General features: G+C 58.9%; 16 protein-coding genes and 2 pseudogenes. 9 read left to right on the top strand and 9 right to left on the bottom strand.

What is annotated here, in order from left to right:
* Positions 1-2: 2 nt before the first annotated feature.
* A complete protein-coding gene (locus G9X64_RS01155; RefSeq protein ID WP_171375788.1) occupies positions 3-980 on the bottom strand; it encodes a PAS domain-containing protein in 978 nt (325 codons plus the stop codon).
* 201 nt (positions 981-1,181) lie between these two features.
* Between G9X64_RS01155 and G9X64_RS01150 the strand changes: the two genes are divergently transcribed.
* Positions 1,182-1,694, top strand: coding sequence for a ferritin-like domain-containing protein (locus G9X64_RS01150; protein WP_171375787.1), 513 nt, complete (start codon positions 1,182-1,184; stop codon positions 1,692-1,694).
* Positions 1,695-1,907: 213 nt separating this feature from the next.
* On the top strand, positions 1,908-2,414 hold the full coding sequence (locus tag G9X64_RS01145; protein WP_171375786.1) for a YciE/YciF ferroxidase family protein: 507 nt from the start codon (positions 1,908-1,910) through the stop codon (positions 2,412-2,414).
* Between the two features lie 68 nt (positions 2,415-2,482).
* On the opposite strand, the gene G9X64_RS01140 is transcribed toward G9X64_RS01145, so the two are convergent.
* From G9X64_RS01140 to G9X64_RS01105, 8 genes and pseudogenes are all read right to left on the bottom strand, one after another.
* A complete protein-coding gene (locus tag G9X64_RS01140) occupies positions 2,483-3,349 on the bottom strand; it encodes an SDR family oxidoreductase (protein WP_171375785.1) in 867 nt (288 codons plus the stop codon).
* A gap of 141 nt (positions 3,350-3,490) precedes the next feature.
* Positions 3,491-5,782, bottom strand: coding sequence for a glycosyltransferase family 4 protein (locus G9X64_RS01135; protein ID WP_171375784.1), 2,292 nt, complete (start codon positions 5,780-5,782; stop codon positions 3,491-3,493).
* Positions 5,779-9,018, bottom strand: coding sequence for a glycosyltransferase (locus G9X64_RS01130; protein ID WP_171375783.1), 3,240 nt, complete (start codon positions 9,016-9,018; stop codon positions 5,779-5,781). Before G9X64_RS01130 ends, G9X64_RS01135 begins: the two co-directional genes overlap by 4 nt.
* Complete coding sequence (gene glf / locus G9X64_RS01125; protein ID WP_171375782.1) at positions 9,011-11,362, bottom strand: UDP-galactopyranose mutase; 2,352 nt, start codon at positions 11,360-11,362, stop codon at positions 9,011-9,013. The genes G9X64_RS01130 and glf overlap by 8 nt, the downstream gene beginning before the upstream one ends.
* Positions 11,363-11,427: 65 nt before the next feature.
* Entirely contained in the window at positions 11,428-12,594 is a 1,167-nt protein-coding gene (locus G9X64_RS01120; RefSeq protein ID WP_168317160.1) for a glycosyltransferase, read from the bottom strand.
* A 155-nt stretch (positions 12,595-12,749) separates the two neighbouring features.
* A complete protein-coding gene (locus G9X64_RS01115) occupies positions 12,750-13,088 on the bottom strand; it encodes a hypothetical protein (protein ID WP_168317159.1) in 339 nt (112 codons plus the stop codon).
* A gap of 69 nt (positions 13,089-13,157) precedes the next feature.
* Positions 13,158-13,349, bottom strand: coding sequence for a CsbD family protein (locus G9X64_RS01110; protein ID WP_168317158.1), 192 nt, complete (start codon positions 13,347-13,349; stop codon positions 13,158-13,160).
* Positions 13,350-13,888: 539 nt separating this feature from the next.
* Positions 13,889-14,909: pseudogene (locus G9X64_RS01105) on the bottom strand (sensor histidine kinase).
* A 208-nt stretch (positions 14,910-15,117) separates the two neighbouring features.
* On the opposite strand from G9X64_RS01105, the gene lov reads away from it, so the two are divergent.
* The 7 genes and pseudogenes from lov (at position 15,118) to G9X64_RS01070 (ending at position 24,240) form a co-directional block, all read left to right on the top strand.
* Complete coding sequence (gene lov / locus G9X64_RS01100; protein WP_171375781.1) at positions 15,118-16,221, top strand: blue-light-activated histidine kinase; 1,104 nt, start codon at positions 15,118-15,120, stop codon at positions 16,219-16,221.
* 308 nt (positions 16,222-16,529) lie between these two features.
* Entirely contained in the window at positions 16,530-17,699 is a 1,170-nt protein-coding gene (locus G9X64_RS01095; RefSeq protein ID WP_168317155.1) for a zinc-dependent alcohol dehydrogenase, read from the top strand.
* Positions 17,700-17,742: 43 nt separating this feature from the next.
* Positions 17,743-17,895: pseudogene (locus G9X64_RS01090) on the top strand (SDR family NAD(P)-dependent oxidoreductase); the annotation flags it as partial.
* 241 nt (positions 17,896-18,136) lie between these two features.
* On the top strand, positions 18,137-18,796 hold the full coding sequence (locus tag G9X64_RS01085; protein WP_168317154.1) for an ABC transporter ATP-binding protein: 660 nt from the start codon (positions 18,137-18,139) through the stop codon (positions 18,794-18,796).
* Positions 18,793-21,195, top strand: a complete 2,403-nt coding sequence (locus G9X64_RS01080) for an FtsX-like permease family protein (protein ID WP_171375780.1) — start codon at positions 18,793-18,795, stop codon at positions 21,193-21,195. Before G9X64_RS01085 ends, G9X64_RS01080 begins: the two co-directional genes overlap by 4 nt.
* Positions 21,185-22,255, top strand: a complete 1,071-nt coding sequence (locus G9X64_RS01075; protein WP_171375779.1) for a lipocalin-like domain-containing protein — start codon at positions 21,185-21,187, stop codon at positions 22,253-22,255. Before G9X64_RS01080 ends, G9X64_RS01075 begins: the two co-directional genes overlap by 11 nt.
* Positions 22,256-22,473: 218 nt before the next feature.
* Entirely contained in the window at positions 22,474-24,240 is a 1,767-nt protein-coding gene (locus G9X64_RS01070) for an adenylate/guanylate cyclase domain-containing protein (protein ID WP_171375861.1), read from the top strand.
* Positions 24,241-24,624: the final 384 nt, after the last annotated feature.

Genomic DNA, 24,624 nt, shown 5'->3' with positions numbered 1-24,624 from the left:
CCTCACAACGGGATTTTGATTGTGGCCGCCAAACCATTCGGATCGTATTTTAGTTCCGCCTTTCCGCCGAGATGAGCGGATGTCCCCTCGATCAGGTCGGTGCCGTAGCCGCGCCGTTTAGGCGGGGTGACAGGTAAGCCGTTCTTTTCCTGCCACTCGCAGATAAGATATGCCCGGCCCCTCGGACCAGTCTCGAGTGCCCACGTAACGTGGATCTGCCCATCAGGAACGGACAAGGCGCCGTACTTCACGGCGTTGGTGCCGAGCTCATGGAATATCATGCCGAACGCAAGAACCTTGGAACTGGCAAGGGTCACCGCAGGGCCATCGCAATGAAGACGGTCAAGGCCGGGCTCGCCGACCGATTGCCGCAGCAGTACTTCAAAATCAATAGTCTGGTCGGTAGTTGCCATTTCCTGCGCACGAAGCGTGACCTCAAACCGTCCGAGGAAGATGTCGCGATACTCGGCGGCAGTGCGATCCTCGGTTTGCGTCTGCATGGCGATCGAGCGCGTCACCGCAAGCAGGTTCTTCAGGCGGTGGCGTGTCTCCGCAACGACGAAATCTCTCTCCGCGTCCTGGCGCCGGCTCTCGGTGACGTCATTGAAGAGAATGAGGATGTTGCTGCTGTTATTGTCGGGATGGATGAGACGGCGCGCATCGACAAGAAACGTCCGCTGCCCGATTGCAGGAAAGTCATGTGTCACTTCAAAGCCGATAACGGCGGCGGCTTTTGGGATCACCGACGCGATCAGTTGGTGGAGCTCGGCTATTTCCCATTGACCGTTGCCGAGAGCAAAAAAGCTTTGGCCCAGGATGTCATCCCGTTCGACCTCGAAAGTCCGGACGAACGCGTTGTTGGTATTGGTCACGCAGAGATTGTGGTCCAGTACGACAATCGGCTGGGTCATCGTGTCGACGATGCCCTGAGCCTGTACGTGTCCGCTTTTCAGCAAGCGGTAAAGGTCTTCCAGGATCATCTAGGCCCTGCTCCCTCGGCAGAAAGTTGCACGTCTTGCGCTCGTTTTCGCGTGTTCGACAAAAGAAACTAGCGTGAGAGCCTTGTCGGTCCAGAGCCTGGGCCACTCGATCGGAAAGACGGCGCCGCTGGTCACTCTGCCGAAAAGTTTGGAACATCGCCGGGCGTGCGAAGTTCGAGCCGGTCAACAAGGAGATTTTCGATGTCCGAGAACGAAACCCGAGAAATTTTTATCACTGGCCTTAAGAATGCCCACGCCATGGAAAACCAGGCGCTTTCGATCATGAAACCTCAGCTCTCGCGTATTGAGAATTATCCGGAGATTGCAGCAAAGCTCGACCAACATATTCGAGAGACCGAGGGCCAGATCGTCCGTATCAAAGAGGTGCTCGACAGTCTGAACGAAGACCACTCGTCGCTTAAGGACATGGCACTTTCCCTGACGGGGTCGATGGCCGCGATGGGCCATACCATGGCCGGAGACGAAATCCTGAAGAACGCGTTCGCGAACTTCGCCTTCGAGAATTTCGAAATGGCGGCGTACAAGTCGCTGCTGACCATCGCCGAAGCCGGCGGCTATGGAGCGGCCAGCGCTGCTCTCCAGGCAAACCTTGCCGAAGAGAAGGCGATGGCACAGTGGCTTGATGAAAACATTGTCTCCGTGACAACCAAGTTCCTTTCACTTCGCGAAGCCGGCGAAAAAGCCAAGGTCTGAGGGAACAACGATGGTCCCGCGTGGTTACACACCTGCGGATCGGCCCGGCGCCCCCTGGCGTCGGAATGTCTGGCAGTTTGGCTGATCGGCCTCTCTTCCTTGGCCGGAAAGAGACGGCGCTCCGGCAACGGAGCGCCGGTTAATTTCGGAGAGGAAACAATCAAAACTGCGGCGTTTAACCCCGCGCAAGCCCATGCCACAGGAGGAATAACCATGGCGACTAGCACCACGAAAACCCTTGATGACCTTTTCCTGGATACGCTCAAGGACATCTATTTCGCAGAAAAGCAGATCCTGAAGGCGCTGCCGAAAATGGCCCGCGCCGCCCAGTCTGAGGAAGGCAAGGCAGGTTTCCTGCAGCACCGCGACGAAACTCAGGCGCAGATCGAACGCCTGGATCAGGTATTCGAGCTTTTAGGCAAGCCGGCACGCGGCAAGACCTGCGAGGCAATCCAGGGCATCATCGCCGAGGGTGAAGAGATCATGGAGGAGTTCAAGGGGTCGCCGGCACTTGAAGCCGGTCTCATCTCTTCGGCTCAGGCCGTCGAACACTACGAGATCGCCCGCTACGGCACCCTCATCGCTTGGGCAAACCAGCTCGGCCTCAAGGATGCGGTTCCGCTGCTTCAGGCAAACCTTGCCGAAGAAGTAGCGACGGACAAGAAGTTGACCCAGCTTGCGCAGGCGTCTGCAAACGCCAAGGGCAAGAGGGCGGCCTAGCCGGCTAAACGATCATGCAGAAAAGGCCGTCATCGTTGGCGGCCTTTTCCTATAGTCTGCGGCTGTGATCAGATCATGATTTCCCCGCCGGTCACCGGGATGATTGCTCCGGTCATGTAGCTGCCGAGATCCGAAGCGAGAAGCACGTAGGCGCCGGCAAGCTCCGCAGGCTGTCCAGCCCGCCCGATCAGGGTATTTCCTCCGAACTTCGCAGCTTTTTTGGCCGGCATCGTCGAAGGGATGAGCGGCGTCCAGATGGGGCCGGGCGCGACCGCATTGACGCGAATGCCTCGTTCACCGAGCATCTCGGCAAGTCCCGCCGTAAAGTTGGAAATGGCGCCTTTCGTCGAGGCGTAAGCTAGCAGCTCGGGTGACGGCTGGCGCGACTGGATGGACGTGGTGTTGATGATGGCACTGCCGCGCGCCATATGTGGGATTGCCGCCTTTGCGAGAAAGAACGGTGCGTAGATGTTTGTGCGAAAGGTCTCGTCCCACTCTCCGGCATCGATATCGGCGATGTCGGCATAAGTGCGCTGAAAGGCGGCATTGTTTACCAAAATGTCGATACCGCCCAATTCATCGACGGTGCGCTGCACGAGCATCTTGCAGTGATCCTCCGACTTGATGTCGCCGGGGATGACCACGGCTTTGCGGCCTGCTTGTTTTACCCATTTTGCGGTGTCGTTGGCGTCCTCGTCCTCGCTTAAATACGAGATGACCACATCGGCGCCCTCTCGAGCAAAGGCGATTGCCACAGCTTTGCCAATGCCCGAATCCGCACCCGTAATAAGAGCAGTTTTGCCTTCGAGCTTTCCGTTTCCCCTGTAGGATTTCTCACCATGGTCGGGCACGGGCTGCATGGCCGCTGTCTGGCCCGGCGGCTCCTGTTGTTGGGCAGGATAGGGTGGCGTCGGGCGGCGCGTTTCGTCGGTCATCGTCATGATCTCCTTGGTGGTTGAGAAAGGCAAACATCTCGAAGCGGCAAGGGTTCCCGGAGCCAACTTTTCTTTGAGATGCAGTCGAGGAGTGCCGTGTTCACAGAATGAGGCGGCCTGGCGCGCTTCGATCTTCGGCGCTCAGGTCTCGCCGGCTTCCGCGCCGCCAATATGATGGGGTGCAAAGGTTGCAAACTCTTTTGCTCGTTCGCTTATCGCAGCACCCAGGGGAGCAAATGGCGCCCGTCCTCCTGGAGGGACATCGGCGGAGAGGAGGCCGTTTGCGCAAGGCCGATCGTCATCCCAACCAGGATGATTGACGATCGGATAGAGGCACAAACCTTCCAAGGGCACCCCCGACCGGATCGCATCCAGAGCCTGGTCGGCAACATAGTCAAACCAGGATGCGCGCCGATCATCCTCAATGCCGGTCTCGGCAATAAGCATTGGCTTGCCGTAGCGCGCGAACGTCTCGACCAGAATTTGGCTGAGGGGTTTATAAAGCGGATGATCAAGGTCGATCGGCCGACCGCCGTGAATCCACTGATTATTGGAATAATAATTCACACCGAGAATATCAAGATAGCGTTCGCCGCCTCCGATCTGTGGCCACATCCTTCCGCCAATCAGGTCCCAGGCCTGGAATTGCGATTGGCGATGTCCTTCGGCGGTACGCGCATCGTGAGGACGCGACGGATCCGCGACGACATTGATCACCGGCTCGCAATGGACGAAGCGGGCCCGGGCATCCACGGCGATAATGGCATCCATCGCTGCGATGGCGGCGCGTGCCATCTGCACCTTGAGTTCGAATCCGCGCCCATAGGCAAACGGGTTCAAATAGCCGACGTCACCACCGCCCCATGAGAAAAACGAGATCTCGTTGACAGGGCAATAAAACGGAATGCCGTCGCTCTCCTCGCGGACCAACTCGGCGCATGCACGTGCAAACCGCGCGAAGCGATCGACGAAGCGAGGCGACCAGATGTCGAGATCGTCCGGCCAGCCATAATGCAGGAGATCCCAGACAACTTGGGTCTTTGTTGCCTCGGCCGCCTGGAGCATCGGACGAATGCTCGACCAGTCGTATCGGCCAGCTTTTTCAATCAGGTGCCATCGGAAGCCATCGCGCACGGTGCTGATACCAAAGCCTTGAAGTTGGCGATAGTCGGTCTCGGCATGGTGATCGTGACCAGTCGCGGCGATCAAGTCGAGTCGATCGCCCTGCGTCTCACCGATTTTTGGCCGGAGCCGATGGCTCGAACATTCGAAACCGCCTTGCAGGAATGATTGGAACAGACCTGTAGGCCGCGCTGCCTTTCGCTCTCGATGGACATCTGCCAGAAGCCGCTCCCACTGCGGCAGCACTGCCTCGACGGAGTAGTCCATCTCGACCTTCCGTCGCAGGGCGGTGCCGAGTGCGTGACGGCGCGCAGGGGACTCGATAAGCGCGACGATATTTTTCGCAACGACGCCTGGACTGCGAGGGGGCACGAAGACACCGGACAGCCCGTCATCGATCTGCTGCATAGCACCGTTATCAGGGGTCGCAATCACCGGGAGGGAGGCCGCCCCGGCCTCCGCGATAACGTGCGGCATGCCTTCGCCGGATGACAGCCAGACGAATATATCAAATGCGGCGAGCAGGGACGGGATATCGTTCCGGTCGCCGAGAAACTGAAGCATACCATCGAGCCCGCGCCGGGCGGCCAGGGCTTTGAGCTGCACAGCATATTCCGGCAGGAAGGCGTCCGGCCCGCCGACAATAACGAACCGTGCACTTTTGGTGGTGGCATGAACCAGTGCGGCGGCCTCAATAAAGTCCTCGACATTCTTTTTGGGATCGAGCCGGCCGACCCAACCGATCAGAACCTCATCTGTCGCGATCCCGAGACCCGCTCGCGCCCGGTCGCGGTGTGACGGGTCGAAGGCAGAAAGATCGGTCATAGAGGGGATTTCCAGGGCATGATGGTCGCGCCCGGGCATTCGCGACGCGGCCGCGTCGCGGATCGAGCGGCAGACGCCCACATAACGCGCCGTCAGATGTTTTGGGCCGGCCAAAGCCTCTGAGACCAGCCCGCCATGTTCAATGAGGGGCGGGCGACGATGCAGTCGCTCCAATGCCGGATAGATGTCCGCTACGTTCTGGCAGGAAACGACAATGTCGTAACCTGAGATTTTCCCGGCGAGATATTTTACCGTATCCTCGAAGGACAATTCGTAAGGCGTCGTATCGACATCGATCCCCAGCCCTCGAAGCTGCCGGTGTGTTTGCTCCGGCATGCCGGGTTTTCGGAAGCAGGCCACGACGTCGAGGCGATAGCGACGGCGGTCGAGATTCTTGGCAAGTAGCCGGACTTCCGTTTCCTCGCCCCCGACGACCAGCCAGGCGAAGACGAAGAGGATCCGCAGAGGCGCTGGTTCAATCGTCATTCGCCGGCCTTGAATATAACCTGGAGGAATTCCGGCCGGTTCTCGATCAGATCGGCGAGGAAGGCAGGCGCTTCGTCCATAGGCACGATGTGAGTGATCATGTGCTCTCGGATCGTCGCACCCTCCGTTTTTAAGAGGTCGAGCGTCACGCGTGCCAGCCGTCGACGGTCCCACCGTGGCGCAAGCCCGCGGGGAACGCGGTTGATTTGCGCGCAACGGATGTTCAGGCCGTTGTGATGGAATTCTTCTCCCAGCCGCAAAGAGTTGGCGCCGTCCTGGTAAAAGGCAAGATCGATCACGGTGCCCTGTGGGCGCAAGGCCTTGAGCGCCGTGTGAAGGCTAGCTGCATGAGCTCGCGTCTGGAACGCCACATCCGCGCCGCGTCCCATGACGCCGTCGTGCCAGCGCGCCTTGGCATGCTGCCAGGCTTGATCCTCGTCCATCGCCATCAATCCCATCGCCTCCGCCTTGCCGCGGCGAAATTCGGAGGGATCTGCGATCAGAATGTCCGACGCGCCGAGCGAACGGGCAAAAAGCGCCGTCATTAAGCCAACGGTCCCTGCACCGAGGACGATTACCGTCCGCCCGCAGACGCCGGCGCCGAGTGCGGGCACGGTTGCGCCAAGTGCTTCCGCGTCGGCATGGAGGATGCCGTTGGCAGCGATCGGTCCCATCTGCGCGACAAAGACGCCGAGCAGCGGATCGAGTTCCGGCGGCATACTGACAAGAAGATCGTGAAAGGGGGCGGCAGTGTGCCCACTTTTGTGCCCGTAGCTTGCTGCGAGCACCTCGCCATCGGCAAAGCCGGGCACGCGGGATTGCGAAACGCGTGCGACCTCCATGTAACCGAGGAAAGGCACGGGATAGCTAAGATCCGGCTCGTTTTCGATGAAGACGCCGCGTTCGCCATCAAAGCGCGCGCGGAAATAGGGGTTGGTGTTCTTTAGGAACGTCAGCTCCGTCCCGGCGGAAAGACCGGTATAGAGCGTGTCGAGCCGCACATGCCCATCGGCAGGCGGGCCTTCCTCGTATTCGAAGAAATAGGCTCGGCCCGGCGCCTCGATGCCGAGCGAGCGAATTTTGCGGTGCCCAGGCTGCAGTTCTTGAGAGATCTCGGCACGTGGTTGTGCCAGCAAGGGCGATAGCTCGCGCCGCTTTAGAACCGGGGAGTCAAGGTGTATCGGCTTCCCGCTGCGTGCCGAAGATACGACGGCCACCGCCAGCCGGTGGGTGATGAGAGCATCACCATACGGGCAGCGGATGCGGTTTTCACCACCACGGACGGCGTCGATGAAATCGCGGTCTTCGCGCCATACCGGATCGCCATCGGCACAACGCACTGGGCGTCCTCTTCCAACATCCACCATGATGTCGCGATCGGTCAATTCTATCGCCAGTCGGTCGGCGAAAATGTGCAGGCCGACGCGGTGGCTCCAGCCGAGAAGGCAGCTCGCGGCGATATTGGCAACTACGCCCGTTTCAAAGGTCAGGCTAGCGGTCGTGACCGTCGGCACATCGAGGCCGGGAAACTCCACCCTTTCCGTGTATCCCGCCCGGCCATATACGTCGGTGACTTCCCCCACGAGGAAGCGCGCGAGATCAAGGAGATGCGTCGCCTGCTCAACCATCTGGCCGCCGGATTGATCCTTCTTCCACCACCACTGCGGAGGCGGTGTGGAATCCAGCCAGTATCCCGACAGCAGTTGCGCTGGATTATCCGCCAGCAGGCTTCGGGCCTCATCGACGATATCGAGATAACGCCAGTGATAGCCAACGCCAGTGACCAGGCTGGCCTTCGACACGCCCGCTGCGATCTCTTCCGCCAGCGCCAGTTCGAGCGTCACAGGCTTTTCGACAAAGAATGGAGTGTTGCGGTCAATGAGGTCCCGTTCCGGCTCGCCATGGGCAAAAGGCGGAATGCAGATGTAGACCGCGTCGAGCCGTTGCGCGTCGAGCATTTCGCGGTGATGGCCGAAAGAGCGGGCGCCAAAACGCATTGCCGCTGCATCCGCACGGGGAAGGTCCGGATCGGCAAAGGCGACGAGGTCGACATCGTCGAAGCCGGCTAGGATATCCAGGTGCCGATGGGCGATGCCGCCCACGCCGATGAAGCCCAGCCGCGTTTTTCGCATCTCGGTATCCCTTTGTTTTTGATCTGCATGTTGGGTGAGGAACCGCTCGTAGACGGCGCCAGTCTCATCAGCCATTCGATAGGCTGAAAAGTTGCGCTCGAAACGCGCGTGGCCGGCTCTGCCGGTGGCCTTAAGATGGGGATCGCTCAATGCCTGATTGACGACAGCGGCGATCGACGTCGGGTTACCGGGCTCCGCAAAATAGGGATGCTCACCGCCTAGCGCCTCGACCGTTCCGCCAATCCTCGTCGCAACCACCGGGACGGCAAGCGACATTGCCTCGAGAACGGCGAGTGGAAGACCTTCGAAGTGCGAAGGAAGCACGAAGAGATCGGCGGTGGCCATGATCTCCGCAATATCTGCGCGGTGCCCCAGGAAGCGAACATGACCGGAGGCTTTCAAATCTCCTGCCAGGGTGCTGACACGATCTTCTTCTGGACCCGATCCGACAAAAAGCAAAACCGCTTGAGGGTGATTTATAAGGATGTTCGGCAAGGCGCGGACAAGCGACGCGTGATCCTTCTGCTCGGTGAAGCGGGCGACCATCAGCAGCACAGTTTTACCCACCAGGTCGAGCGCTTGCCTTAGTTCAGCCGCTGCTCGCGCCGGCGATAGCGGAAAGATGCCGTTGCGCACGACTGTCAAACGCGACGGTGCGACGTTTGCCTCGCAGAAGCTCTGGCGCGAGGCCTCGGAAACCACGATGTGATGCGACAGCCTCCCGGTCTCGCGCCGGTAAAGCTCGATCTGATCAGCGTCGGTGAGCAGATAGGGGAGATGGTCCGTGCGGATGATCGGCATTGCCAGGGCGTCTGCAGCGGCGGCTAGGCCGTGTCCCTCCCATCCGATTCCGGCATGAACGTGCAGAAGATCAATACTGGATCGCGCCAACCACTCCTGAAACGCTGCCGCGTCTTGGCTTAGCTTGATGCCGATTCCGTGGCGCGCAGCACGCGGCAACAAACCGCTCCTGTCCTCGCTCAACAGGGCTATTGTGACTTCCCACCGTTCGCTCAACGCCCGCCCGAGAGCAAGCATATGCTCGCCCATGCCGGACGGTTCAGCACTGTCGGTCGCCAGCAGGATATGAGGCCTTCTACTCATGCCGGGCGCCGGCAAACGCTTTGCCGGCCTCATGCCGGAGCTTCAGGCGCCGGTAGGTCGCCAGTGCTTGACCGACGACTTGGTCCATATTGTAATATTTGTAAGTTCCTAGCCGCCCGACGAAGGTTACGTCGCTCTGTGCGCGGGCGAGGAACTCGTATTGTCTATAAAGTGCCTGGTTCTCAGGACGGGGGATCGGATAATAGGGATCGCCCTCGGCACGGGCATACTCATAGCTGATGCTCGTCTTTGGATGAACCTGGCCGGTCAAATGCTTGTATTCGGTCACGCGAGTGTAACGCACATCCTCGGATGGGAAATTGATAACCCCGACCGGCAGTAGCCGTCGTGCATCGTGCGTTTCATGGTGAAATTCCAGACTGCGATAAGGCAGCCGGCCTAAACAATGGCCGAAATACTCGTCTATGGGCCCGGTAAAGATCGTGTGGCTCGCCAGCCCTTCCTGCTTCAGATCGGCGAAATCCGTGCCGACCATGACCGTTATGTTTTCATGGTCGAGCATGCGTTCGAACATGCGCGTGTATCCGGCAAGCGGCATGGCCTGGAAGCGGTCCAGGAAATAGCGGTCGTCGGTATCTGTGCGGGTAGGCACCCGCGCGGTGACTGATTTGTCGAGCTTCGAGGCATCAAGGCCCCATTGCTTGCGCGTGTAGCCTTCGAAGAAGGTGCGATAAAGCCCGGAACCGATTTGAGATATGACGACGTCTCGCGATGTAGTCACAGGATCGCAGGGTTCCGCCCGGTCGGCCAGGAAGCGTGCGGCCGCTAATTCGTCCTGAAGGTCGAGGCCATAGAGCGCGTTCAGGGTCGTGCGGTTGATGGGGATGGGAAGTCGCAGAGCGCCGACCTGTGCAAGCACGCGATGCTCGTAAGGACGCCATGCCGTGAAGCGCGAAAGGTATGCAACCACATCCTCGCTGTTGGTGTGAAAAATGTGCGGGCCATATTTATGGACGAGGATCCCCGCGTCATCGTAGTGATCATAGGCGTTTCCGCCTATATGAGGCCGCTTGTCGCAAACAAGCACCTTCCTCCCACCATCTGAAGCAAGTCGTTCAGCCAGCACCGATCCGGCAAATCCCGCACCGACGATCAGATAGTCGTAGCTTCCCGGCGCTGGCCGTTGGGTGTGAGCGGAAAATCTTTGGGGCAGGCCACGGGACAGGACTTTCTGCGCTGCAGCCTCTTCGACAAGTGCCGACATCTTACGAAAGGTGCTCTCCCAGGATGATCGGGCCAAAATATCGTCGACGGCTTGCAGCCACGTCTCATCATTGCGGGAAATATGAAGGGCAGCATCGCAGGCCTCCGCAAAGGTTTGTGGGTCATTGGCCAGGAAGACGCCTGGCACATCGCCATACCCGCGGACCACATCGACTATTTTGGTTCCGGCGATCGGCCGGCCTGCGGCGAGGTATTCAGGAGTTTTAGTCGGACTAATGAATCGTGTGGCATCGTTCAGCGCAAATGGCATAAGCGTCGCCTCCCAACCCGAAAGGTAGGCCGGCAGATCGCCATAGGTTTTCTGACCGAGATAATGGATATTGGCTGCGCGCGGCAAATCATCCGGCGAAATCTTCACAACCGGCCCAAGGAAGATGAAGGAATAGCCGGGCCGCGCCGCAGCGGCGCTTTCGATCAGATCCAGATCGAGCCGCTCGTCGATCACGCCGTAATAGCCAAGGCGAGGATGAGGAATATCGACCTGGTCCCAGGGTTCCGGCAAAACGTTCCGCGCTGCGCGGAAGTGATGACTGTCGACACCGGATGGAAATGGGTGGATGTTGTCGTGTTGCTCCCGTTTCGCTTCAAACAGGCTTATGCCACCGGTGAAGACGACGTCGGCGGCAGCAATCAACGTCTGTTCGGATGCCTTGAGATTGGCGGGCGCAAACTTGAAGTTTGCCAGCTCGTCCATGCAGTCGTAGACCACCGCCAGCGCATCGACATGCCGGGCGAAGGCAAACATCAACGGGGTGTAGAACCAAAGTATCGGGCGCTTTCCACCGTAAAGCGTGATGAGTTCGTCAAGCAGCTTGCCAAGAGCGGCTTCACGGTCGGCCTCGCTCCACCCATTTGGAATGCGCGGACGGACCGCCTTGACGCTTGTACCCTCGAACGGATGGATCTCCAGATAGGCAAGAGGATGGTCGGTCGGGATGAATTCTTCGAAGAAGAACACTGGGCGCTCTCGCGAGAATCGCTGCATCAGATGCTGGGGCCTCTGGAGCACAAAGTCCCATCGAAGATGCGAGAAACAAATGAGCGGAGCGTCTTCCAGCAAACCGCTGCCGGACAACGGCACAGAATTCAGCAGATTCATCAACCACCTCGCAATCACAACGGCCCCCGAACCTGCGATTGCGGCGAATGTTCCATTTAATCTGGCTAAGTTATTCCCATAAGGTTCTTGAGCTTCCGAAGGCTATGCGGCCATGTCCAGTTATCCAAGACGACTTGACGGGGATCAAAGCTTTGCAGCCGTCCAAGCATGTCGCGAATACCCGCGTGAAATTCCCCGGCGGAGACAGCGCGGCCCGTCTTCGGCGTGATGTATTGCAGTCCGCAGCTCAGCTCACTGTTTGCAAGCACGGGTATTCCAGCCAGCATATACTCCGTCAAAATGGCCGGTGCGCCGTCATCGACGCCGCAAACGACGCCGATCCGGGCCTGGTTCATAAGCCTGTTCACCTCCGCAAATGGTACCCCGGGCGGATCGATGAAATCGACGTCGATGCCGAGTGCTCCAGCTTGCCGGCGTAGCGCTTCCATCATCTCGCCATAGCCGCAGACGCACAGTGCACGCAGCGAACGGGGCAGTTGGCTCAGCGCGTCGAACAGAATGTCATGCCGCTTGTAAGGCTGAGCAGCAGCGACGTAGATCACGTCATAGATCTTTTCCAGACCCAGGGGCCTGAACGTTACCTCCGAAGCAAACTCCGGTCCAATCGGCATGACAGCGGTGCGCATATCGGGATGTAGAACGCGCACTGCTTCCGACTGCCACGCGGCGCCGGTGAGAATAAGGTCGAAATGGCGGCTCACCTCAGATGGCACGCGCAACGCCGGTGCGTCGATCGAATTGTAAATTTTGAAACTGTCGGGGCACGCCAGCAATATGTCTTCGCTGACGCCAAGGCCCCATACGCACAAGATCGACGGTGGTCCGAAAGCCTCGATATGGCCCAGCATATCATTAGATGCGAATGGCGCGTCAGGCCCATTCATCTGAAACGACCGGCGCAGCAAGAATGGGCTGCCATCGGGCCGATGGATCTGTGGCGATGCACCGCGGCGGTGAGTCCAAATCTCCGCGCGGTCGGCAAGGCCTCCTTTGAGGGCTGCAAGAGGGAGCCGCTCGATGTAGCCACCCACGACCTCGACATTCTGTTTCGGGTCGACGGTCATCGCCGGAACAGGTCCGCGATTGCCCGACAACCACTGCTGCCGAAACCAGGCTACCGTCTCGAATTGGGCGTCACGCCAATCGCCGTCCTGGAAGTCGCTGATCACGACTATTCGGCGTGGTGTGTTTGGTGCTTGCAGCGCAACCATTTCCGTTGAAGGCCCGCGTTTGAAGTCGATCTAAGTTTGCATCTCATTGCCGTGAAGCCCTCACTTAAAATGCGCCTTCTGGTGCGCCCCGCCCGGTATTTCAACTCCGGGTCCTAACGCGCCAAATATGTCCTAAGGGGATATCGTTGCCGAAGCTACTGTGCGGTAAAAAACGTCAGCAGGACTTTTCCTTTGTCGCCGAGTAAGCATACGAACCTGTCCGGCTTTCCGGTCTTTTCCTTTCGGGCGATATAGGCTTCTCCGAGGAGCACGGTCTTTATCGCCACGTCCTCGACCTTGGTGTCGGCTTTGCTGATGGCAAGGCTTTCCATGTCCATGACGAGATCGGTGATATCCGGAGAACGCTCACGGAGGGCGAGCAGGCCGGTATTCTTACAGGCATTGACAGCGGGGTCCTCGACCGCCTGCGCGGAGGCGTTTTCTGTCAGAAGACCGGTAAGGACGGCTGCTGCGGCGATTGCTACGAGCTTCATGGGAAATCTCTTTCGTAAAAAAGCCCGCGACCAGCGCGGGCTTAAGGGGAAACTATGCTGAAAGGCGCGCTAGGCCTTATCGACAACCTTCTTCACGGTATCTTTGGCGTCGGCCTTGGCAGCCAGGGCCTTACCTGTGACTTCCTGGCCGGCGCCCTTGGCCTGCTCCACATGATTGTCGAGCGCTTTTCCCGCTGCCTGCCGTGCCTTGCCGGCAACTTCGTTCGTCCTACCCTTAATCTTGTCTGCAGTACTTCCCAATATTCTCCTCTAATTCGCGCTACCGAACGTCTTGATGCTGCTATTCGTTCCACGCGAACACAGCGCTTCGGACGGAGGGCAATCGACGTAAAACCTGGCGGGCGAGCAACCGGGATATGACACCCGTCTGGATCGACGGAGCAGGGTCGAACGCCCAGGAATTCCGCTCGCTACAAGGGCCTCGAGGACAACCTGTGGGCCTGGAATCTATGTGACATCCTGGTTCTGGCGGCCTTCGATTTCGATGAGCTGAAGCAAAACGGTGTAGGCGATTTGCAATTCGTAACTGACAGTAGATCTTGAATTCGACGTCAAGATCGCGGCCATGATCGCCACGACAACTATGCACCGACGCCTGACGTTGCGGTTTTCGCGTTAGTCCCTATTCTGCGACGAAGCAAAAAATCAGGCTGAAAGCCTGAACAAACATCGGCCATGGGCTCGCTGTTGCCTGGACCAAGAAGATTCAACCGCCTCGCGGTGACATCATCGATGTCTTTGATTTCTCGAGCGCCGGCCTTCCTAGCTTTGCAATCAAATTATTCCTCGGCGTCGGAATAGTTCTTATTTTGCAGTTTTTGAAGCGGCGCTTCCAGCCTCAGGATGAGCCCGGCCGGGGCGTAATCAACAGAAACCTCTCCGAAAGCAGACAGGCTGGAGCTGACGAGCCGTGTGCCGAACCCCTTCTTGCTAGGAGCTTTCACCGCCGGACCTCCAACCTCCTGCCAAGTGAAGTTCAGGCTCGGAGCGCCCACCTCGTCTCGCACGGACCATTCGATTTCGACCGTTCCTGTATCTACCGACAGCGCACCATACTTGCTGGCGTTGGTGACGAGCTCGTGTAGCACGAGGGAGAAGCAAAGGGCCGCCTGTGGACCCAATTCAACTGCAGGACCGCTCGCTTTGAAGCGCCCTGACGTCCCAAATCCGAGATTAATCGCGGTAGCTTCGACGATCGTCGCCATGCTCGTGCCCAGCCAGTTCTGCTGAAGTAAAATGTCGTGCGCTTTCGAGTAAGCATTGATACGTGCCGAGATCGACTGCTCTGCATCTTCCAGAGAACTAGCGTTTCGGAAGGATTGGCTGGTGATAGACGACGGCCAGCGTATTCTTCATGCGGTGCGAGAGTTCATGCATGAGGACGCGCTGTCGCTCCTCATTCTCTCGCTGCTCGGTGCGATCCCTCAGAATCTTTACAAAGCCCTCGACTTCGCCGTCGTCCGACGTCAACGCCATCATCTGGCCGGACGCCCAGAACAACGATCCGTCCTTGCGAACGTGCCAGCGCTCGTCATTGCCATGGCCCTCCGCTAAAGCCGTGGTCATCTCCCGTTGGAGAATCCCCGCCTGCAGGTCTTCCTGCGTGAAAATTACGGCGGCGGGCTTGCCGATAATCTCAGCCTCGTCCCATCCGAGGATCCGTCGCGCGCCCTCATTCCAAGTGGTCACCAGGCCATCCAGATCTGTCGAGATGATCGCATACTCAATCGCACTCTGCAGGATCGCTTCGAGAAAACGCTCTCGGGAGCGGCTGGAGCTGGAAAAGAGTTTCATGATCATATGGTGCGCTCGATCCTTTCAGGGCCTGCAAGGCTGAAAGGCCTCATCCTGATTTTATACCGGACGCCGTCGCGTTGGCAAAGGCCGAAGCCGTGACACGTTGTCCGGCAAGTCCCGGAGGAGCAATCGCTTAAGCCACACAACCTTCTCGGAAACAAAGATACGCAAGCCACGTTATCAGCCGACGTCTTACAGTGAGCGTGGAAGCATGACAGGCCATTCGAGAGAAAAACTTCACGGGGATTTGCCTTCCGCATCTTCAAAAGCAGCTTCAGCCGATCGGAAGGAGTTGGCAGCGATCGCATTTGAACGCACCAGGATGCCAATGGTTGTCACTGACGCCCGTAAGCCCGATCTGCCAATCGCCCTTGCAAACAAGGCATTCCTTGAACTGACAGGTTACGAATCCCAAGAAGTGCTAGGCCGCAACTGTCGTTTCCTGCAGGGTCCCGCGACGTCTCCGATTGCTGTGGCCGAAATTCATGCGGCTATAGCCGGCGAGCGCGAGGTCAGCGTCGAGATCCTCAATTATAAGAAGAGCGGTGAGCAGTTCTGGAATCGCTTGCATCTAAGTCCTATCCATGGGGATGACGGAAGGATCCTGTATTTCTTTGGATCTCAAATCGACATGACGGAATACCGGCGTATCGAGGCATTGGAAGCCTCCGAGCACCGCCTGCTGATGGAAGTCGACCACCGATCCAAGAACGTCCTGGCGATCGTCGATAGCATCGTCCGCTTGAGCAACGCCGATGACCCCGCCCTTTACGCCGCCGCTATCCAACATCGCGTGCAGGCGCTCGCCCGTGCCCATACCTTGCTTGCTGCACGGAGATGGACAAGCATTTCTCTTGAGGAACTCATTCGCCAACAGGTGACACCGTTCGCGACCACTCGCACCTTCTTTAGCGGGCCGGATATCAAAATGCCTGCGCCATTCGTCCAGCCCCTCGCGCTCGTGTTCCATGAGCTCGCCGTCAACGCAGCCCATCACGGTGCACTTGCCGTTGCGCAAGGCAGACTTTCAATCAGTTGGAAGCCCGGACCGTCCGGGGCGGGCTTTAGCATCCGATGGCAAGAGGTGGGCGTCGACGCTCCGCCTAAATCAGCCAAACGAGGTTTTGGCACGGTGATCGTCGGCGCAATGGTCGAAAAGCAGCTTAAAGGGCATCTCGAGAAAACCTGGTCGGATGAAGGGCTCCTTATCGACATTGAGGTCCCATCTGCCCCTCTACCTCTGTATAACGGTGCCTTGGCGGCGCAAACGGTGGAGCCCGGTGATCGCCAAGGGGATTTGTCTGACGGCCCTTGAACGATCGGGACCCCCTACGACACGATTTTATGAGGACCATTTGTAGCACGAACGGGGAAAAGATGCCGCCGAACCACTGCAGCCGGATTCTCACCGGCAGGAACCACGGAATCGTTGCCCGATGTTACCATCACGGTCCATGTGATGCCAATTGCTGACCCGGCGCGAAATTGGCCTCGATGTGGTGTTGCCGATGGCGCCGCCGCCATCCGACCGTTCCCCGATTCTGGAACAACTTCTGCATAACATGGTTGTCGTCCGAAGGCCGGCGCTCAGGCGCCGCCGAAACACTTGATCGGGAGGACGACATGAAGGCACTTACATGGCACGGCAAGCACGACATCCGATGCGAAAGCGTGCCTGATCCGCACATCGAGGATGGTCGCGACGCGATAATCAAGGTCACTGCCTGCGCCATCTGCGGCTCCGACCTGCATCTGTACAATGGCATCATGCCCGACATGCGTAGCGGCGATATCATGGGACACGAGACCATGGGTGAGGTCGTCGAGGTCGGAAAGGACAATCGGAAACTCAAAGTCGGCGACCGTGTCGTCGTTCCCTTCACTATCTCCTGCGGCGAATGCTTCTTTTGTATAAGGGGATATTTCTCGGGCTGCGAGCGCAGCAATCCCGATCCATCAAAAGCAAAGAAACTGTGGGGTAGTGCCCCCGCCGGCCTGTTCGGCTACACGCACTTGCTCGGCGGCTACAGTGGCGGTCAGGCCGAATACCTGCGCGTTCCCTTCGCTGACGTCGGACCAATCAAGGTCCCGAATGATCTTTCCGACGAGCAGGTTCTGTTCCTTTCTGACATCTTCCCAACTGGCTACATGGCGGCGGATTTCTGCAATATCCAGCCTGGCGATACCATCGCCGTCTGGGGCTGTGGACCGGTCGGACAAATGGCGATCAAATCGGCCTTCATCCTCGGAGCCGAACGCGTGATCGCGATCGACACTGTCGCTGAGAGGCTTGCGCTCGCCGAAAGGTCTGGGGCGACCACACTCGATTTCATGGACAAGGACATCTACGACCGGATCATGGAGCTGACCAACGGCCGCGGCGCAGACGCCTGTATCGACGCCGTTGGGACCGAGGCCGAGCCCTCGGCAAGCTGGGATTCGCGCATCGACCGCATCAAGGTCGCGACCTTCATGGGAACGGACCGTCCACACGTGCTTCGCCAGGCGATCCACTGCTGCCGCAATTTCGGCACCGTATCCATCGTCGGTGTGTATGGCGGCTTTCTCGACAAGATTCCGATGGGCTCGGCAATCAATCGCGGCCTGACCTTCCGCATGGCCCAGACGCCTGTCCAGCATTATCTGCCACTGCTGATGGAGCGAATTCAAAATGGGGAGATTGATCCATCCTTCATCATCACCCATCGCGCATCGCTAGAAGAGGGACCGGATCTCTACAAGACCTTCCGTGACAAGCAGGACGGCTGCATCAAGGTCGTTCTCAAACCATAAGGGAAGAAGAGGATGAAATGGGAAGCACAGAAAAGAAGATCGGCTCGCCGTTGTCACAGGCGCATCGAGCGGTATCGGCCTTGAACTCGCCAAGATCGCTGCTTCAAAGGGTTACGATTTGATCATCGCCGCCGACGAGGACGAGATCAACGATGCCGCCGCTAAGCTTCGCCGTATGGGAGCAAATGTCGCCGCGGCGGCATGAACGCCAACGATCACTGTGAATCTTGGCGACCAAGCCGGCTACCTTCGACGATGCGAGGGCAAGCGCGCCGAGGAGGATCGCCCAGTGTTATCCATGACATCCTCGGTTCTCTCAAGCCCGACCCTGGTCGCCGGTCGCCCAATTCTGGCACGGATCTTGCGATCCCCCTCGAAAGTTCTTAGGTCACCGGTGGTCTTTGCATTCTGCAAACTCCGTGTTCGAGAAGACCGACATGATCCTCACCCTCGCAGGCGTTAGAAAGTCCTATCCCACTGCCGAGGGACCGATCGAAATCCTGAAGGGTGTCGATCTGGAAGTCGCTGCGGGCGAAAGTGTTGCGCTCACTGGAGAGTCCGGCAGTGGCAAAAGCACATTGCTGCATCTGGCAGGCGGGCTCGACCGTGCAGACACCGGCTCGGTCGTGATGGATGGCAGCGATCTGGCGCTATTTGCAGAAAACGAACGGGCCCGATACCGGAGAACCAGGGTCGGCCTTGTTTTTCAACAGTTTAACCTCATTCCATCCCTGAGCGTCGCGGCCAACATCTCTCTACACGCCAAGCTTGCAAACCGGTACGATCACGCTTGGGAAGCGCAGCTGGTCGAGAAACTGGGGCTGGAAGAATATACCGCCCGATATCCCGAGCAGCTTTCCGGAGGCCAACAGCAACGCGTTGCAATCGGGCGAACCTTGGCTGCTCGACCTCCTCTCATCCTTGCGGACGAGCCAACGGGCAACCTGGATGAGCAAACAGGCGATACGGTCCTCGATCTGATGCTCAGCCTCGCCCGGACAGTGGGATCGGCTCTGCTTCTCGTCACTCACTCCACGAGGCTAGCAGCTCGTCTTGACCGAACGGTGGTCCTTCGCGGTGGGAAGATTGCCGAATGAACTTCGTTGCATTCGTTGCCCTGCTGTCGCACTGGCGTCGGAGACCTGTCCAGCTTCTGACGCTGGTCATGGGGATTGCGCTTGCGACGGCTCTCTGGTCCGGCGTTCAGGCGATCAACGCCGAGGCTAAGGCGAGCTATGCCCGAGCGGCTTCGGTTCTGGAGCAAGGCAACCTCCGGCAGATCGTCGGCAAGGACGGTGACGGCATAGCGACTGAGGTCTATGGCAGCCTACGTCGAGCGGGTCTGAATGTTTCGCCGGTGATTGAGGGCAACTACCGGTTTGGAAGCACAAGGATAAGATTGGTTGGTATCGAACCTCTGACCATGCCAAGGGACAACCGGAACGAGACCCTCACCAGCAACCCGGACCTATCGGCCTTCTTTTCAGGCCGCGGACAGTTGCTTGTGTCGAGCGCCACTGCCGAGCGGCTCCGTGGCGCCACGGACATGAACATCAAAGTCGATGGCAAGGTTCCCGACGGTGCTGCCTTCGTCGACATAGCGGTCGCTGATCGATTACTCGACAACCGCGGGAAGATCGACCGCTTGGTGGTCGCAGCCGATCAAGAGATTTCCGCCGAAGCAATAGATCAGGCGGGATTGACGATCCGCGAACCGGCTGAACAACCGGACGTCGATCGCCTCACAGACAGCTTCCACCTCAACTTGACCGCCTTCGGCTTCCTTTCGTTCATCGTCGGGCTCTTCATCGTGTATTCGGCCACGGGCCTGACCTTTGAACAGCGTCGAGGCACTTTTCGTACACTCAGGTCGCTTGGTCTCTCGCTTCGAGCATTGACCACGATACTCCTGATCGAGCTTTCGGTGCTGGCGCTGATATCCGGTTTGATCGGCGTCATACTCGGCTACGTCATTGCATTGCTCCTGATGCCGGGCGTCGCCGCGACCCTCAGGGGCCTCTACGGCGCAAATGTGTCAGGCTCGCTATCCATTCGGCCGGAGTGGTGGCTGGCTGGATTGGCGATTGCTCTCGGAGGAACCGCTGTCTCGTCAGCTCAGAGCCTGTGGCGGGTTTGGAAGCTGCCGATTTTGGCCGCCGCCCAGCCGCGAGCCTGGGCAAGAGAGTCGGCCAGATCGCTTGCCTTTCAAGCCGGCGCGGGTGGAATCCTGCTGATCTTGGCTGCTATCCTGGCGATTACCGCGTCCGGGCTGGTGGCGGGTTTTGCGGTACTTGGCTGCCTGCTTCTTGGAACAGCTCTGGTGCTACCTGGACTTCTTGCCGTCATCCTGACCAAAGCGCAGCAATTGGCACGGAGCGTCCTCATGGAATGGTTCTGGGCCGACACCCGCATACAGCTTCCCGGCCTGTCGCTGGCTTTGATGGCTCTGCTGCTGGCATTGTCGGCGAACATCGGTGTTGGCACGATGGTATCCAGTTTCCGGCTGACGTTCGTCGGATGGCTGGATCAGCGCCTAGCCGCCGAGCTTTACGTGACCGCCAAGGATGAGGAGGAAGCTGCGCGGCTTAGGGGATGGCTTCCGCAACGCTCTACGGCGCTCCTTCCCATCTGGAGTGTCGACGGCGAGGTGCATGGCGAACAGATCCAGATCTTTGGTGTCGCAGACGATTCGACCTACCGGGAGCACTGGCCCTTGATCGCTTCCGACAATGACGTTTGGGATAAGATCGCCGCCGGGCAGGGTGCTCTCATCAATGAACAGATGTGGCGTCGCGTCGAAGCAAAGATCGGGCAGCCGTTGTTCATGCCTGGAGGCTGGAGCACAACCGTGGTCGGCGTGTACTCGGACTATGGGAACCCGAATGGACAAGTGATCGTCGGCATCAATAGCCTGGTCGACCACTACCCCGATGTCCCGAAACTTCGCTACGGTGTCCGAGTGGCTCCCGAGCGAGCCCAGGATCTCAAGCGCCAGTTGGTCGAAGAGTTTGGTCTGCCAGATAGCGCAATCGTTGACCAGGCGTCGCTTAAGCGGCAATCGAGAGCCATCTTCGATCAGACATTCAAGGTGACGGGCGCGTTGAACGTCCTTACCCTTGCTGTGGCAGGATTTGCGATGTTCTCAAGTCTCCTGACGCTGTCTGGCATTCGGCTTCCTCAGCTCGCTCCGGTGTGGGCAATGGGTGTGCGGCGACGGGATCTTGCGCTCTATGAGGTTGCCCGGACACTTGCACTCTGGCTGGCAACATTTGTGGCTGCGATCCCCGTCGGTCTTGCCCTGGCATGGGTCCTGCTTGCGATCGTGAACGTGGAGGCCTTTGGTTGGCGATTGCCAATGATGGTGTTTCCAATGGATTGGCTTTGGCTGGGTGCAATTGCTCTCGTCGCTGCATTGCTGTCGGTGCTGGTGCCGGTTCGGCGTTTGGCCTCGATCAATCCTGCCGACCTGCTGAGGGTTTTCGCCAATGAACGGTAGGAAGTCGGTCTCTGTCCTGATAGCGGCGGCTATGATCAGCGTAAGCGGTCAGACATTTGCGCAAGGCTTCGCCGGATTGGGATCGGATGCGCAAGGTTTTGCGGTCCCTGCGCGGGGCTCTTTTCTTTCTTTCCCCGCCGATCACGGCGCTCATCCTGATTATCGCATCGAGTGGTGGTATGTGACCGCCAATCTCACCGGTGACGACGGCAAGCAATATGGAGCGCAGTGGACGCTCTTTCGCTCTGCGCTGGCTCCGGGAGACAAGGCAGGTTTTGCGGATCCGCAGATCTGGATCGGGCACGCAGCGATCACCACTCAAGGCCATCAGTATGTTGCGGAGCGCTTGGGCCGGGGAGGGGTCGGGCAGGCGGGCGTTGCCGCAACGCCATTTCGGGCGTGGATAGACGACTGGCTGATGGAGGGTAGCGCGCGAACCGGCTCTGACGCCTTTGGCAACCTTTCAGTCTCCGCCGGCGGGACAGACTTCAGCTATTCCTTAGACCTCAGGGCCAACGGGCCGCTCGTTCTTCAGGGTGACAACGGCTTTTCCGTGAAGTCCGCGAACGGACAGGCGAGCTACTACTACTCGCAGCCCTTCTATGAGGTGGCGGGGACAATCTCGATGTCCGGAGCGCCGGTCGAAGTCACCGGCAAAGCCTGGCTGGATCGAGAGTGGTCGTCGCAGCCGCTCGCGTCCAATCAGACCGGATGGGACTGGTTCTCACTGCATCTGGATTCGGGTGACAAGCTGATGGCTTTTCGCCTGCGTGATGACAAGGACGGGTTCATCTCCGCGAACTGGATATCCGCGGATGGCCGAACGACACCTTTGTCGAAAGACGACGTTCAACTGGAGCCGACGCGGAAGGCAACGGTCGATGGGCGCCGGATGCCGGTAGAGTGGCGTATACGCGTGCCGGGTAAGTCGCTCGATATCACGACGAAACCGCTGAACGAGCAGTCCTGGATGGCGACCTCTACGCCTTATTGGGAGGGGCCGATTAACTTCACAGGCTCCGCGTCAGGTGTCGGATATCTTGAAATGACCGGCTATTAGCTGCTACGTCTCGCACGTAGCTTCTTCGTCGACCGGTGCGAGCCGGCCAGGCCTGATTCGTGTCGCCACATCGGAGAAGTGTGAACGTCAATGGCGGCTTGACGGGGCGGTTGGGACGTCTGCATTCGGTGGCAAAAACCGCCGTTCTCAATGTAATTGCTTGCTCAACGCGCGCATATTTACGCAACGATATTGCTCGTCGCAGGAGTGTCACCGCTGTGGATCGAAAGCTTGCAGCCATCCTTTCCACCGATGTTGCCGGCTTCAGCCGCCTTACGGCGCTGGACGAGGAGAGCACGGTCCGTGCACTCAATTTGTGCCACAGTCGGATCGCCGAGTTGGTGCGCGAGCATGGTGGCCGTATCTTCGGCAGCGCAGGTGACGGCCTTGTCGCGGAGTTCCTGAGTGCTGTCCAGGCGGTCCGGTGCGCGGTTGAAATCCAGCGTAGCGTGGTCAGCGTCTCGGAAGACCTCCCGATCGATCGGCGCTTGAAATTTCGCATCGGCGTCAATCTTGGTGACGTGGTTGTGTCAGGCGACGATCTGCTAGGCGATGGCGTCAACATCGCGGCGCGCTTGCAGGAGATGGCCGCGCCGTCAGGCATCTGCATATCCGGGTCGGTACGCGAACATCTCGACGGCAAGGTACCGTTCACGCTGACCAGCCTTGGCGATCGGGCCTTGAAGAACATCCCGAGACCGATTTCTGTGTTTCGGGTCGACTGGCCGCAAGCGACGCCTGAGGGGCGTGACGTGGGATCCGGGCCATCACTTGCGATCCGCTTCGGCAGGGACCAGCCGTCGATCGTGGTCATGCCCTTCGACAACCTCAGTGGTCAGAGCGACGGGTACTTTGTGGACGGCGTCGTGGAGGAAATCACCGCCGCCCTCTCCCGTGTTCGGGATTTTTTTGTGATCGCCCGCCAGTCCGCCTTCACCTACAAGGGACGTTTCGTCGACGTGCGTGACGTTGGCAGGGAACTTGGAGTTACTTACGTCGTCGAAGGGACTGTCCGCAGGGGAGGGGATCGGCTGCGTATTTCCGTGCAACTGGTCGATGCGGAGATGCGGACCCAGCTTTGGTCCGAGCGTTATGAAGGCGCGACTGAGGATATCTTCGAGTTCCAGGACAGGATCGCAGCGCAGGTCGCGGGCGCAATCCATCCAGCCATTCGAACCGCGGAAATCGAGCTGTCGAAGCGCAAGCCGCCTAGCAATCTGCGCGCCTATGACCTCGTTATGCGCGCCTACCCGCACCTCTGGGGTCACAACAAAGATGCTGTCAGGCGGGCAATACCGCTACTAGAGGATGCCATCGCGATCGACTCTGCTTACGGCCGGGCCCATGCATTTCTCGCATGGTGTCATGCGCAGAACCTCGGCTATATCTGGACCGAAGAACCGGAGCGGGACCTGGAACGCGCCCTTAGGGCTATCGAGGCTGCGGCGGGCTCCATCGACGATGATCCGGCTGCCCTGACAGCGGCAGGTGGAGCGTTGAGCCACTGCGGCGATCAGGAGCGTGCTTCGGCTTACCTTGAAAGCGCGCTGGCGCTCGATCCGAACAATGCCTGGGCATGGGCGAGATTTGGCTGGGTTGCAAGCTACAAAGGTGAGCCTGATCGCGCCAGGGATCGGTTCGAGCGCGCGTTGACGCTCAGTCCGGCTGACCCGCTTGCGTTCAACATGAGGATGGGGTTCGCCCTTTCATTGGCCATGGCAGGCTGCCTTTCCGACGCTGTTGCCATTGCCCGGGAGGTAGTCAACAAACATCCAGAGGTAACGTGGCCCTACCGAATGATGACTGCCTGGGCGGCGATGAGTGGTGATCTGACGACGGCTCGATGGGCCGCAAGGAAGGTGCTGGCATTCGAGCCAGGCTTCACGATCCAGCGCTATCTGGCGCGGCCCGTGTTTCAAGGGGTACCGCAATGGGCAGATCGAACGGCCGAGGGATTGCGGCAAGCCGGATTGCCCGAACACTGACTGCAGTTCAGAGCCTTGGATCAAGCATATAGGATCCGGCCTCGAAAGGGCTTCAGGTCTCGACCTCGAAATGCCAAGGGGAGGACATAAGCGCTGTTTCGGCAATGCCGCTCTTGTTTTCCCGCAGGCAAGCCGATGGGCGCGAGCGTGCTGACTGAAAACGTCAGAGACTTCGATTTTGTCTTGAGATCGTATGGGACGGGGCGTCATTCTTTGGAGTGTGAAGGTGAAGTGGTTCGGAAATTGCCGACTCTAAAGGATGTAGCCGTGCTCGCGAAAGTGTCGGGTGCAACGGCGCGTGCCCGCAACAGTGATGGCTACGGCCCTAGAGCCTTTCAGGTTTTGACGGAAGCGTATCCGGCATTGGCGAAGTAGTTGCTGCAT

Source organism: Rhizobium sophorae (genome assembly GCF_013087515.1).
Lineage (GTDB): Bacteria > Pseudomonadota > Alphaproteobacteria > Rhizobiales > Rhizobiaceae > Rhizobium > Rhizobium sophorae.
This window is presented reverse-complemented; position numbering and strand designations above follow the sequence as displayed.